The sequence below is a fragment of the Alteromonas sp. ASW11-130 genome (assembly GCF_026183735.1).
Classification (GTDB): Bacteria; Pseudomonadota; Gammaproteobacteria; order Enterobacterales; family Alteromonadaceae; genus Alteromonas.
The window spans coordinates 55,233-68,495 of record NZ_JAPFRE010000016.1; the positions used below are offsets into that span (position 1 = coordinate 55,233).

The following is a 13,263-nucleotide window of genomic DNA, read 5'->3' on the forward strand; positions in this document are numbered from 1 at the left end:
AGAGTAATATAGATTTTTGAGTTTGATTCAGATAGAGGACAGCTATGCGAAAGCTTGGTTTGGTGGCGCTTTCTGCCACTTTGTTGTGGGCGTGCGTGGACACCCAGAATGAGAATACTTCGACTGTAACTGCGATCGCAGACCAACCTGATGCGACCATGGTAAAGTCATTGATGGACGTAGGTAAGGATTATCACTCGTTTGCCAATCCAGACGAGATTAGGGTAACTCACTTAGACTTGGATTTAACCGCTGACTTTGATGCCAAAAAGTTAAACGGACAAGTAACACTTTCGGTGGAAAGACAGCAGCATAGCGTTGATACATTAGTATTGGATACCCGTGAGTTAACCATCAATCAGGTTACGGTCGAAGGGGAACCTGTAGAGTTTCGCTTAAGTGAAGCTGACGAAGAGCTTGGTTCTGCATTGACTATCACGCTACCTAAGACCGCCAGTAAAGTAACGATTGAATATGCGACTTCTCCTGATGCCTCAGGTGTACAGTGGCTTACACCTGCACAAACCGCGGGCAAAAAGCACCCGTTTTTGTTTACGCAGGCTCAGGCAGTTCACGCCCGTAGCTTTATCCCCTTGCAGGACTCACCACAAGTACGAGTAACGTACGACGCTATCATCCGCACACCTGAAGAGTTGCGTGCAGTAATGAGCGCGTCGAATGACCCTGATACTGACAGAGACGGTGAATATAAATTCACCATGCCACAGCCAATCCCTTCTTATTTGATTGCGTTGGCAATAGGTAATCTGGAATTTAAAGCGATGGGCGAGCGCACGGGCGTGTATGCTGAACCTGAGATTTTAGACGCGGCGGCAAAAGAATTTGAAGATACCGAAGCCATGTTAGAAGTGACGGAAAAAACCTATGGTCCTTATAGCTGGGAGCGCTATGATTTACTGATTTTGCCTCCCTCATTTCCATTCGGTGGTATGGAAAATCCGCGCTTATCGTTTATTACACCAACGGTTATTGCAGGCGACAAAAGCCTGGTTTCCTTGATTGCCCATGAATTGGCGCATAGTTGGTCAGGCAACACCGTGACCAACGCCACATGGCGAGATTTGTGGTTAAACGAAGGTTTCACTACTTATCTAACTTATCGGATTATGGAAATGGTGTATGGCAAGAATCGTTTCAAAAAAGAGGCCGTGTTAGGTTATCAAGATCTTGAAGCAGACATCGAAGCACTTGATAGTAATGATGAAATTTTGGCGATCGATTTGCGCGGGCGCAATCCGGATGATGTGTTTTCAAATATCCCTTATGAAAAAGGCGCTTTATTTTTAAGAGAGTTGGAACAAAAGGTAGGTCGAGACAATTTTGACGAATTTTTAAGGGAGTATTTCAAGCACTTTGCGTTTAAGAGTATTACCACCGATGAGTTTATTGACTATTTAGACAAAACATTGTTGAGCGAATATTCAGAAAAGTTAGACCGCGAAAGAATCAATCAGTGGATTTTCGAACCGGGCATTCCTGATGGAGCGCCACAACCCCACTCAAATGCATTTAACAAAATTGATGCTAAGCGCACAGCATGGTTGAATGGAAAGATGTCAGCAGCAAAAATCGATACTCACGGCTGGACGGTACACGAATGGTTATACTTCTTGAACAATATGCCTGGGGCGCTGGATGAAGAACAATTGGCAGAATTGGACAAGGCTTTTTCATTAACGAATAGTAAAAACAACGAAATTGCGCACAGCTGGTTACTGATTGCAGTGAAAAATGAATATAAACCCGCTTACTCGCGTTTATACGACTATCTGGTTAGCATTGGTCGAAATAAACTAGTGAAGCCCCTGTATCGAGAGCTATCTAAAACCGCAGAGGGTAAAGCATTTGCTAAGAAAGCGTTTGAAGAGGCAAAACCTGGTTATCATCCTTTAACCGTGAAAGCTAACGAAGGGTTCGTTAACTAGCCGCATAAAGCCGGTATGATCACATACCGGCTTTTTCAATTACTCGTTTTCCCAGCGTTTCAAATTTAAAAACTGACGGCGGGTTTTTGGCCCATAGGTTTGAAAATGAGGGGTAGGGTTATTTAAGTAATCTTGTTTTGCTGTAGTAATGGCATCACCTTTAATAAAGCGATTAATCTCATCGACTTCAATGCCATAAGGTTTTGCGGCATTCAAGCCAAAGATTTTTTGCTTGACTGATCTGGTCAGCTCTTCATATCCGTAGGCTTCCTGAAATTCCTTGCTGATTTGAAAGGTGCGGAATGCCTGTATTTGGTCTTGAGGCGACCCGTACCAAATGCTATCTGTTCCCCAAAGTATATTATTTTCACCTACGTATTTAATTAACTTACCAAGCACGTGGGCGGCTTGATCTGGATGGCGCATAACAAACCGCCAGGTTGACCCGAGTTCGGCATACACGTTACTGTTAGGTGAAATAGTGTTTACCAGTAGTGAACGTATGAGCGAATCCACCCCAGCTTCTTGACCGTCAGCGGTAAATGCTTTTTCAGTTATCCCTGTTTCGAAACCTGAATGATAGATAATAAAATTCACATCGGGGAAACGTTTTGCCACTCTGCCGATGTCGTCACAAAGACTGTATCGATACGATTGTCTGCCAAAGGGTAACCCTTTGTGGATACATATATTCTTTATACCAAGCGATATTGCCTTTTCAATAAAGGGTAAACCAGTTTCTTCATCATCTAGGAAAAAACCGTTACCATCAGGTCCCCATTGGGTGTAGGTCTTCCAAGCACTGACGTGCCACTTTTCCGCCAACTCATGCATTCCTTCAATATCGCCTTCCTGGTTAGGGTTCACCCGTCCGTGCAGTAATAAACGCTGATCTCCTTCCAGCTCATCAATAATGCGACGGGTGGCGTCTGCTTCTTCAATAGTCAGGGATTCAGACTCACGGCTGGAGGGCAAGAACGAGAGCACCATCATGTCTGTATCACTATCCATAAAAACGTTTTTAATGAACTGTTTGGGGCCGAGACATTGAATGGAGTTTTGATCGTTTGGCATATCTGGGAAATGACAATGTGCGCCGGGCAAATTTAGAAAAGAATTTGCTCTGTTTGGATTCTGCGTCAGCCACCGTCCGTTTGGATCGACAAAGTGGCCTTGAATATCGAATATAAATTCATCGCCGTCTAATTCCGTTGCTGCCAGCTCAGCGTCGTGTTTCGACTCCTCTGAAACATTGTAAAAACCTCCACTTAAGCCCGCCATTGCGTTAATCTGGTTAGCCGTCACTAGCGTCGCTGCGGCGGCACTGGCAGATAGCATAAATTGTCTTCTATTGAGGGCGTTATGGCGCGCCGTTGTATTGATAACGTCGATGGCACGTTCATTGATTAAACTCTCCCTATAAGAAAGTTTCGGCGGTTCGAATTCACCGTTAGAAGTAGAGTCAAATTTAATAGGAAGTGTTACATTGTTCATGTCAGATTGGGCTACGCTTATTTATAATGCTAAATAAAGCGTATTACACTTTTTCAGTTATGCGATTGGTCTAACCCTATTTTAAGGTTGTTCAACTTATTGAGGTATAAATGTTAAAATTTTCAATTCGTTTTATTAAAAACGGGTAGTATAAACAATTGATACATTGGAGATGGTATGTTGAGCGATTCTGAATTAAATAAGGAAGTTGAGCGACTGAAGGCCTTGTATGAGTTAAGTATTCTTGATACTCCTCCAGAAGAGCGGTATGACAAGATTACGCGTTTTGTGCAGGAATATTTTCGTTGCAAAATCTGCCTCATCAGTTTAGTTGCTGAAGATCGGCAGTGGTTTAAATCTAGACAAGGCCTTGATGTTTGCGAAACTCCCCGCGATATCTCATTTTGTACGTATGCCATTGCGGAAGAAGAATACCTGGTTATTCCTGACTCGCATCAAGATGATCGATTTGCAAATAATCCTTTGGTTACAGGAGCCCCCTTCATTCGGGCTTACGCCGGCGTAATCGTTCGCTCACCCGATGACTATGAACTTGGCACACTGTGCGCTATTGACGATGTGCCTCGGGAATTTTCTGAGCAAGATATAGCAATGCTGAAAGAATTCGGCAGCATGGTAGAGCAGGAAATCAAAAAGGGTTGTCAGTAGTTTCAAAACAATTAAATGAAGGTTGACAGGCACTTATACACATCATTTAGCGTGAAAATACTGCGCCACAATGATTCACAAGCCTTCGCTATTGGGTGAAGCCAAACCGCAGATGAAGTATCTTGAAATCGAGGTTCATCAATTATCATCACAAAAATTTCTTAATTCAGCGAGGATTGATTTAACACGTGATACACAAGAGAGTTAAATTGCGTTGAAAAACAGAGCACATTAAACCATTTCCGGGGTACTACCCCACCGTTACAACTTTGGACCGCACTAACCTTTAATGAGTCAACGTTTCATAGCAATACACATAAATTTTATTCAGGTTATTCCGCTAGGCGCGTTTAAGCAGCTGGAATCAAAAGCAATATCAGCAGGGGTATCGCAACGACCGAAGATATATTGCAGGCCAGAAAGACGATGGCCTTGTCGAACCTTCGCTAAATCAGCGTATTAAAAGCGAAAAAAGTTTATCCGTTAACTGAAATTACTTCTTAGCGGTTGGCAGAAAGGGTCTTAACTACCGTAAAAACGATAAAAGCGAACCAGTGAAGTTCGCTTTTATCGTAGTGAATAGCCACATTTAAGGCCGGAGGTTAGGATGTACCAAACATATTCTGCTACATCTAATTATGTCCATTTAATTGTAAGCATTTAGTGTGCCATTTCGTAAGTTGTTGATGGGTATGGTCCTGCTTAAGCTGCTTGGGTAAAAGTGTAAAAAGATCAGACAGTCAAAATCATCATAGTGCAGTCAATATCCTGTTTAATAATACAGACATTCCATGATTCAGCTGAACTAAATAAAATCACTGCACGTAAATTAGGTGTCAATAATGTAATCTGAGCGAGGAAGGTTGAAGGAATGCGTGTGTGAGGGACTTGAGCATTATCGAAAACTCAAAAACCGAGTCGCTATTACTCGCTGACTATGTGCGTACTCACTTCTCCCAATGCGATTGCATCTCCATTCTTGAAGCTGGATGCGGGCAAAGCTGGGCTTTAGATCTGAACGGAATTGAATACTCCCTTACTGGAATAGACATTGACGAGGACGCGTTAGCGCTGAGAAAAGAAAATTTCGATGACCTCGATAACACTATTATTGGCGACTTAAGAACGCTTGACCTGCCAGATAAGCAGTACGATTTAATTTATAATGCATTTGTTCTCGAGCATATAGAGGACGCAGAGAAAGTACTAAATAATTTTTATCGCTGGCTCAAACCAAACGGGTTACTGATATTAAAAATCCCAGACCGGGATTCTGTGTATGGTTTCCTGGCTCGGAATACTCCACATTGGTCGCACATTCTTTTCTATCGACATATTAAAAATTGTTTACATGCCGGCCAACCAGGGTACGCCCCTTATCCTGTTATCTATGATGACAGTATATCCCGTTCAGGCATTCGAAATTTTTGTAAAAAGTATGATTTGGAGTTAATCAAAGAACTGGGTAAAAATAATTACATCAAGGAAAAGCAGGTGACGGGGTGGCTAGTAAAATATAGCGCCATGTTAATGAGTATATGCTCGCTTGGGTATCTATCATGGCGGCATAACGATTTGGTTTTTATTATTCGAAAAAAGGCGACAGGTCCTAATTTATCTACTACTCCAACGATCTAAATCTTTCGTTTCCTGTTTAAATAAATACAATCTATATCAAATTAGGATAACGTCATGCCAGTGCATCAAATTAAACATCCCTTGGTGCAACATAAGTTGGGACTGTTGCGCGAAGCTAGTGTTAATACAAAGGACTTCAGAGAGTTAACGAGTGAAATTGGTAATTTGTTAACATATGAAGCGACGCGCGAGTTGCCCACAGAGACCGTCACGATTAATGGTTGGACGGGAGAAGAGTTTGAAGTTCAGCGTATCAAAGGCAAAAAAATAACCATAGTTCCCATATTAAGAGCCGGATTAGGGATGCTGGAGGGGGTCGTAGAGCTTATTCCTAATGCAAAGATAAGCGTCGTAGGACTTTACCGAAACGAGGAAACGCTGCAACCGGTACCTTATTTTGACAAAGTGGCCGCGCAGATAGAGGAACGTATGGCACTCATTGTCGACCCTATGTTGGCGACGGGGGGAACGTTTAACGCTACGGTAGATCTTTTGAAATCCAAAGGGTGTAAACGCATTATGGGACTTTTCCTGGTAGCCGCCCCCGAAGGCATTGAAGCGGTAACGTCAAAGCATCCTGATGTGGATATCTTTACCGCATCCATAGATGATTGCCTTAACGAAAAAGGCTACATTTTGCCTGGGCTAGGGGATGCTGGAGATAAACTTTTCGGCACTCGATAAAAATAAAGCCGCTAGTAGAACATTGACGTTATACTAGCGATACGCTTAAGCATGAATACATCACGTTCACTCCAGGCTTCAGGCTCTCCTGTGGCCTCACAACATATAATTCCAATAGGTTTAAAATCGTGATGAAAAACATAGTCTAATAATGAGTAGATATTATTAGGTTTAAAATAGGCTTCGGTGAAGCAGCTGGTATACGGGTGCTCCCGGGCTATAGGCGCAATAACCACCTCTTTTTGCAAGATTGCTTCAAAATATTCTTCACATTCGCTTTGCGGTAGAACCGTCCCAAAATCGGCAAGAAAACTATCTTCTTCCATCAAACATAAACAGCTTATTTCGCTTCTGCTCTCATTAAAGCGCCAAAGACTGACCCTGTTTGCATGGTGAATCGCGCGCCGCACGGTACGACAAATTTCGCGATATTTTTTCTCGGGGCTAATTGATTCTCGACTAAGCTTTATTGTTAAGTCGGTCAGCGGGTCAATATCTACCATGTACGTTCAACTTCTGAAATCAATGTATAAAAGTAAGTGGGTATAATGGGTTTCGCAAGTATTTGACGTTAAGTAGGGCAATGCGGAACGCGCAATAATTGAACAGCGCGTTAATCCGGTTGAGTATGGTCTTCGTAAGAGGTCCAGTAGTAATGAGAAAGAATGAGGATATTAAGTCTTCCGTCAAAGGTTATCTTTACCTAGTTTGGACTAAAAAAAGGGGAGTAAAATGAAGCTGTTCTATGGCATAGTCGTTTTCGCCCTGGTTAATGCAATTTCGGTGAACGCCCGCGCCGCCGTAGCCGATGGGAAGGAATTCGACATTCTGCTGCTGATTGATGCTCGAAATGCGGTGGATGAGCTTATCGATGACAAGCCCCATTCCAAAATTGGTGCCACTACCACATTGTTATTTCAACAGTTAAATCTTGAACCAACCTATACCTATGTGACCGCAGAAAGTATTCCGCGCTTAATGGCGACAGAGGGAAATGTCTGTGTGTTAAATCGAGTCAAAAACAATTCTCGCCAAAGCCGCTACCTGTTTAGCTTACCGGTGAACTTTTTCGCGTTTTACCACCTGTTTAAGTCAGCCGAACAAGATGACATTCCCGCTAACTTATTAACTCCCGAAAAGAAGGTGAACAAAATTAACGAGGTGCTCGAGCAGCGCCCGAATACAAAAATTGTGGTAAGTGAGGAGCGTTCTTATGGGGACAAAATCGATAAGCAGATGGAGAAAATAGAGGCTAAACAGAAAATTGAATTAGATAGCAGAACACCTGTCCGACGGTCAATATCATTACTGTTGAAGAATGAAGCTGACTGGTTGATAGTTTCACCCGATGCGCTGTTTTCTCAATTGGGGGATATGAAGCCAGAGGAATTAAAAGGGTATCCCTTAGCAGGTTTGCCAGATTATTTTACGGGTCATATTATGTGTAATCGCTCACCAAATACTAAAGCATTCTTGGCGAAGGTAGATGATGCGCTATTATCACTGTACGAGAATGATGAATTCGTGCAAGCACATACCCTTTACTCACACCCCAACAATCGCGCGAACCTTAGCCGAATCATATCCAGTTTCGCACAGGAAGCAAAAAATGAATACTATGCATCAAATGAAGAGCCGGCCAATGCTACTCACTAACGGCGATCTTATTGACTTAAGTCGCCCCAAACAAGCTCTTTGAAATGCTTTCGACACATAGAATCGTAGCGATCGTTACCGCCAATAACAACCTGGTCTCCCGTGGTAACGGCGTTGCCTTTTTCATCTAAACGTACGACAAAGTTGGCTTTTCTGCCACAATGGCACACGGTTTTGAGTTCAAATAACTTATCTGCCCAGGCTAATAAATAATGACTACCAACGAAAGTTTCGCCTAAAAAGTCGGTGCGCAAGCCATAAGCCAAAACTGGAATGTCCAGCTCATCGACTACTTCAACCAACTGCATAACCTGTCGTTTAGTTAAAAACTGGGCCTCATCGATAAAAATACAGTCTAGTGGTCTTTGTGCCTGTAGTGCTACCACCCGTTGATGGATATTATCTGTTTCCTGATAAAGTTGCGCTTCGGCTTGTAAACCAATTCTTGAGGTCACTTTGCCGACTTCATAGCGATTATCTATCGCTGCCGTAAAAATGACAGCATGCATACCCCGCTCACGGTAATTGTATGCCGATTGAAGTAATGAAGTGGATTTCCCTGCATTCATTGCAGAGTAATAAAAATATAATTGTGCCATAACGTTTTTATTGTTGGTGTTGTTCGAACCACTTGGCTAGATCTCTTATAGGTAGAGGTCTGGCGTAATAATAGCCTTGCAGACAATCTACACCCATTCGAGTGAGGCGCTCAGCATGCTCGAGCGTTTCAATACCTTCGGCTACCGTTTTGTAGCCAAACTCTTTCGCAATTAACAAGGTTGCACCAATAATAGTATCACTGCCTTCCTCTAAATTCTGCACAAATGCACGATCTATCTTAATGGTGTCGAAATTCAGTGTCTGGAGTTGGCTAAGTGACGAAAAGCCAGTGCCAAAGTCGTCTATTGAAATGTGTATATTACGGGATTTAATGGCGTTAATCTGCATCTGAATTTTTTCTTTATTATCGGCAAAGACAGATTCAGTAATTTCTAGATGGAGGCGTTCTGGTGCTAGACCCGAACTTTTTAATGCTCGGTCAAGCGCACCGGTAAAGTTATCGTCCATAAGTTGCATAACCGATACATTTACTGATACCGCCACTTCATTCTCCATTACCCATTGAGCCGCATCGATACAGGCACGATTAAGGACCCAGTCACCAATCTCATGAATCAACCCTATCTTCTCAGCGATGGGAATAAAAATGTCTGGCCTGACGGGCGTATCATTGAATGTCCAGCGTATTAATGCTTCTGCTGCCCATACGCTATTGTCGGAACCATTGATAATAGGCTGATAGACTACCGAAAACTCACCACGCTCAATGGCATGACGTAAACCACTCCGCAGCGCTTGTTCTTCCTTAATTGAGTTGTATATCTTTGCATTGAAAACGCCAACTGTACCGGGTTGAATACGCTTTTGTTCGTACATGGTGACATCGGCTTCCTGGATTAACAAAGAAGCGGTATCGCCATGTTCGGGAAAAATAGCGATACCAATAGTAGCATCCAGTAAGATTTGGTTTTCCTCTACGATAATGGGGATGGTTATACCACTCCTCGCTGCCTGTGCTACTGCTATCGCTGTATCTCGGGTGGCATAAGGTAAGGCAATAACAAATTCGTCGCCCCCCCAGCGGGCGATATGGTCGGGTTCGCAAAAACGAGCTAGTCGTTTAGCGACCTCGACCAGTACCTTATCACCAATTTGGTGGCCCAAACCGTCGTTAACTTGCTTGAAACCATCTAGATCAACAAATAACACGGCGAGACTGTTATTAAGCTCCCGTGTGGTTTTTAAAACACTCTCAAGGTGCCTATTAAACCCTGCACGGTTAAGTAATTCCGTAAGCGGGTCGCGATTAGACAGGCGATGAATATCATCTGTTCGCCGCATTACTGCTTCTTCTAACGTTGCGTTAGAATTATCTAGCTTTTCATTAGTAATGCGAAGTGCTTCATTCGCTTTTGCTGCCTGATTCCGTTCCGTTTTCAGTTCAGAAATTAGTGATTCGTTTACCCGCTTAATATCAATGGCATTGGAAAAAAATGAATTGGATTTAAGGGAGATAGCCAATAAAACCAACCAATAACCTATGCCGAGAAACCCAATGATATTAAATTCATTACGTATGTCTGTAATAGCAAGTACTGAAACTGGCAAAATAAGAAGCGTACAATACAGCGATACGAGTAAGCGGCTAGGTGCAAGTATGGTGGCGGCCCCACCCGCGATAGCGGAAAGAATAACCAGTGTGCTCATCATTTCTAAGGTATCAAGATGATAGTAGAGCACACTGACATACGTTGCCCATATAATGATCGTAGCTATAGCGCCGAGGGAAAAGCGAAGCAAAGGTATATCTGGGTTATATGACGTTCCTCGTAGCGAAATTCGCCAGTAAAGAGTGTCTGCCAACCGTAAGACGACCACTACAACCGTGGCGATCCAGAAATAGAGCTTAAGTGGATAAACTTCTGGGTTATCAAAGCCGAATACCAAACAGCTCATCGCCAGAAAAGTCATTAGCAAGCCAGTAAAGATATTGCCGTGAAGCAAAGAAATAGCATCATAGCTACTATAACGGAGGGCTTGTTCTCTTATTTGCGCTGACTTTGCGTCCAAACTGGCCGCCTACCTTAAGTTACGTATGGAAAATTAAAGGTAAATCGTACATTAAAAAAATTACGACATACAATCTAATTGCACAAATTTACACAACAAATAGCCTTAGAAGTAAAAAAGGCAACCCGAAGGTTGCCTTTTAGAGTACGTTCACGCAAGACTAAGCTGCGTCTTTCGTTGATGTTTCAGTGGTAGCCAAATTACCTTCGGCGTCAACGAGTTCCATATCAAAAGTAAACTCATCCACGCGAACGGCTAACTTTCGTTTCTCGTTGTAATCGTGCAACAAACTAGCCTCTGCAGTAGTGATAACACCCTTCGATTGCAATTTGTTTAGTGCGTTTTCAAGCGAGATAAACGGCACGACTGGCTCTTTACGAAGTGCTTTTTGTACTTTCGTTAAGAGATGAGCCACGGCATGCTTAGCTTTAAAGGCTTGCTCATTAATATCGTTACCATCGCCTGGAATAGGGCGCACTAAATGTGTCAACTGGGCTTTAGCGCTGTTATCCTGCATGGCTGCTAACGACAATTCGCGTAACAAGTCATCACTAATACCGCTAACGCTATTTGAATACGTATTAGTCAATACGCGCATCAACCCACGAGTAGCCGCATTCGGGAAATTATTGATAAAATCAACCAGCGCTTGCTCACCTTGTTGCAACGACCACTGCATGGCATAGTCGAAATAAGGTTTTGCTAACTTTCGATCTTCTATGCGCTGTTCGTAAAAACGAACCGATGCCATTGCTCCGTAAAGGTAGCTCATGATATCCCCTAAGCGGGCTGAAAGCAGTTCAGCTTTTTTCAGGTCACCACCCAAAACTAACAATGAAAGGTCTGCTAGAGGAGCCAATTTGGCTGCTAGCGCATTCATGCGTTTTTCGTATTTGCGCACCTCTGGTAGGCTTGACTCTGCTTCACGAATAAATGGCAGATAGCTCTTACCTAAACTGCGGAATGCATTTTTAACGCTGAAGCCAACTGTTTTCCTTAGCACCTTGTTAAATTCACTATCTGCAGTTGATTCGTTACTATGAATCAAATCCACCATTTCTTTTAGGTACGGATGACAGCGCATTGCACCTTGACCAAATATCATCAAGTTGCGAGTAAGAATATTGGCACCTTCAACTGTAATAGCAATTGGCAATGCAGAGTAACCGCCAGCCAGCGTATTCTGTGGGCCACGCTGAATAGCTTTACCTGCCTGAATATCCATCGCTGAATTTAATACATCACGCGCTAGTTCGGTCATGTGGTACTTGGCGATTGCTGTTACTACAGCAGGCTTCACGCCGAGGCCCAAGCCTTCAGTGGTGAGCACGCGCATGGCTTCAAGTAAAAATGTTTTACCCGCGATATCAGCGACTTTGCCCTGAATGCCTTCGAAACGACCAATTGGCAAACCAAATTGTTCGCGAACAAATGCATATTCCGCGGTGCTTTTAAAAGCTGATTGACCAGTTGCTGCACCCATGGCTGGTAGCGAGATACCACGTCCTGCTCCCAAACAGCTAACCAACATTTGCCAGCCACGGCCAATGTTCTTTTGTCCACCAATAATGAAGTCCATAGGGATAAATACATTTTTGCCACGGGTTGTACCGTTGTAGAAACGTACGCCCATTGGGTCATGGCGGTTACCTAGCTCTACACCTGGGTGAGCTTTAGGCAATAGAGCACAGGTAATACCCAGTTCGAGCTTGTCACCTAACAGTTTATCAGGGTCGAACACTTTGAACGCCAAACCTAATACCGTAGCGATAGGAGCAAGAGTAATGTAGCGCTTGTCCCAACTTACGGAAAGACCTAATACTTCCTGTCCGTTGTATTCGCCTTTGGTTACGATTGCTGCATCAGGAATACCGCCTGCATCTGATCCCGCTTCTGGACTGGTTAACGCGAAGCATGGTATGTCTTTACCAACCGCTAAACGTGGCAACCAGTAATTTTGTTGTTCTTCGGTACCGTAGTGCATTAACAGCTCGCCAGGACCTAACGAGTTCGGCACCATTACCGTTACAGCAATTGCACCACTTTTTGCTGCAATGGTGGCAACAATTGTAGAGTTCGCATACGGGCTAAATTCAAGACCACCGAATTTCTTCGGGATAATCATTGAAAAGAATTTATTTTCGCCCAGAAAGTTCAACACTTCCTGAGGGATATGTTTTTCATTGCTTAATTCAAAATCATCTACCATTTCAAGCAATTGCTGAACAGGGCCATCTAAAAATGCCTGTTCCTCTGCAGTTAATTTTGCCTGAGGAATGGAGCGAAGTGCTTGCATGTCGGGTTTGCCGCAATAAATAGAAGACTCGATCCAAACATCACCTGCGTCTAGGGCTTCCTGTTCGGTAATCGAAATTGGGGGCAAAACTTTTTTCAAGCTAGTTCTGATACTCATAATACTCATCCGCTCATCTGACCAGTTGTTTCTAGTCATACTACCTATTTTTTAACAAAGATCAAATTTTCTATAACAAAACCAATCCATCTTTGCTATCCCACCGTTAACTGCTATACGCGCTATAATATG

10 protein-coding genes are annotated in these 13,263 nt (G+C 43.2%); 5 read left to right on the top strand and 5 right to left on the bottom strand.

Features of this window, described 5'->3' with window-relative positions:
• The first annotated feature begins 44 nt into the window (after nucleotides 1-44).
• Nucleotides 45-1,946 carry a M1 family metallopeptidase gene (locus OPS28_RS05350; protein ID WP_265608427.1) on the top strand — a complete coding sequence of 634 codons (1,902 nt, stop codon included), beginning with the start codon at nucleotides 45-47 and terminating at the stop codon, nucleotides 1,944-1,946.
• Nucleotides 1,947-1,985: 39 nt separating this feature from the next.
• Here the strand turns inward: OPS28_RS05350 and OPS28_RS05355 are convergent, their stop codons facing one another.
• Nucleotides 1,986-3,440 (bottom strand): amidohydrolase family protein, encoded by a 1,455-nt coding sequence (locus tag OPS28_RS05355; protein ID WP_265608428.1) that lies wholly within the window; start codon nucleotides 3,438-3,440, stop codon nucleotides 1,986-1,988.
• A gap of 177 nt (nucleotides 3,441-3,617) precedes the next feature.
• On the opposite strand from OPS28_RS05355, the gene OPS28_RS05360 reads away from it, so the two are divergent.
• The 3 genes from OPS28_RS05360 to upp all read left to right on the top strand — a co-directional run bounded on the left by OPS28_RS05360 (nucleotide 3,618) and on the right by upp (nucleotide 6,431).
• The gene (locus tag OPS28_RS05360; RefSeq protein ID WP_265608429.1) at nucleotides 3,618-4,109 is read left to right on the top strand and encodes a GAF domain-containing protein; all 492 of its coding nucleotides are present in this window, start codon (nucleotides 3,618-3,620) and stop codon (nucleotides 4,107-4,109) included.
• Between the two features lie 879 nt (nucleotides 4,110-4,988).
• Nucleotides 4,989-5,747, top strand: coding sequence for a class I SAM-dependent methyltransferase (locus OPS28_RS05365; RefSeq protein WP_265608430.1), 759 nt, complete (start codon nucleotides 4,989-4,991; stop codon nucleotides 5,745-5,747).
• Between the two features lie 54 nt (nucleotides 5,748-5,801).
• Nucleotides 5,802-6,431 (top strand): uracil phosphoribosyltransferase, encoded by a 630-nt coding sequence (gene upp, locus OPS28_RS05370; protein WP_265608431.1) that lies wholly within the window; start codon nucleotides 5,802-5,804, stop codon nucleotides 6,429-6,431.
• An 11-nt stretch (nucleotides 6,432-6,442) separates the two neighbouring features.
• Here the strand turns inward: upp and OPS28_RS05375 are convergent, their stop codons facing one another.
• On the bottom strand, nucleotides 6,443-6,934 hold the full coding sequence (locus OPS28_RS05375) for a GAF domain-containing protein (RefSeq protein WP_265608432.1): 492 nt from the start codon (nucleotides 6,932-6,934) through the stop codon (nucleotides 6,443-6,445).
• A gap of 229 nt (nucleotides 6,935-7,163) precedes the next feature.
• Here OPS28_RS05375 and OPS28_RS05380 point away from each other — a divergent pair, with 229 nt between their 5' ends.
• Nucleotides 7,164-8,087 carry a hypothetical protein gene (locus tag OPS28_RS05380; RefSeq protein WP_265608433.1) on the top strand — a complete coding sequence of 308 codons (924 nt, stop codon included), beginning with the start codon at nucleotides 7,164-7,166 and terminating at the stop codon, nucleotides 8,085-8,087.
• A gap of 8 nt (nucleotides 8,088-8,095) precedes the next feature.
• Here OPS28_RS05380 and OPS28_RS05385 read toward each other — a convergent pair whose 3' ends face one another.
• The 3 genes from OPS28_RS05385 to OPS28_RS05395 form a co-directional block, all read right to left on the bottom strand.
• Entirely contained in the window at nucleotides 8,096-8,686 is a 591-nt protein-coding gene (locus OPS28_RS05385) for a thymidine kinase (protein ID WP_265608434.1), read from the bottom strand.
• Between the two features lie 7 nt (nucleotides 8,687-8,693).
• The gene (locus tag OPS28_RS05390) at nucleotides 8,694-10,718 is read right to left on the bottom strand and encodes a putative bifunctional diguanylate cyclase/phosphodiesterase (protein WP_265608435.1); all 2,025 of its coding nucleotides are present in this window, start codon (nucleotides 10,716-10,718) and stop codon (nucleotides 8,694-8,696) included.
• 160 nt (nucleotides 10,719-10,878) lie between these two features.
• Entirely contained in the window at nucleotides 10,879-13,131 is a 2,253-nt protein-coding gene (locus tag OPS28_RS05395) for an acyl-CoA dehydrogenase (RefSeq protein WP_265608436.1), read from the bottom strand.
• Nucleotides 13,132-13,263 lie beyond the last annotated feature (132 nt).

Excerpts from the sequence above, each read along its gene's own strand:
- OPS28_RS05380 (WP_265608433.1), top strand. The coding sequence starts at position 7,164 with ATGAAGCTGTTCTATGGCATAGTCGTTTTCGCCCTGGTTAATGCAATT.
- OPS28_RS05360 (WP_265608429.1), top strand. The coding sequence starts at position 3,618 with ATGTTGAGCGATTCTGAATTAAATAAGGAAGTTGAGCGACTGAAGGCC.
- OPS28_RS05355 (WP_265608428.1), bottom strand. The coding sequence starts at position 3,440 with ATGAACAATGTAACACTTCCTATTAAATTTGACTCTACTTCTAACGGT.
- upp (WP_265608431.1), top strand. The coding sequence starts at position 5,802 with ATGCCAGTGCATCAAATTAAACATCCCTTGGTGCAACATAAGTTGGGA.
- OPS28_RS05375 (WP_265608432.1), bottom strand. The coding sequence starts at position 6,934 with ATGGTAGATATTGACCCGCTGACCGACTTAACAATAAAGCTTAGTCGA.
- OPS28_RS05395 (WP_265608436.1), bottom strand. The coding sequence starts at position 13,131 with ATGAGTATCAGAACTAGCTTGAAAAAAGTTTTGCCCCCAATTTCGATT.
- OPS28_RS05350 (WP_265608427.1), top strand. The coding sequence starts at position 45 with ATGCGAAAGCTTGGTTTGGTGGCGCTTTCTGCCACTTTGTTGTGGGCG.
- OPS28_RS05385 (WP_265608434.1), bottom strand. The coding sequence starts at position 8,686 with ATGGCACAATTATATTTTTATTACTCTGCAATGAATGCAGGGAAATCC.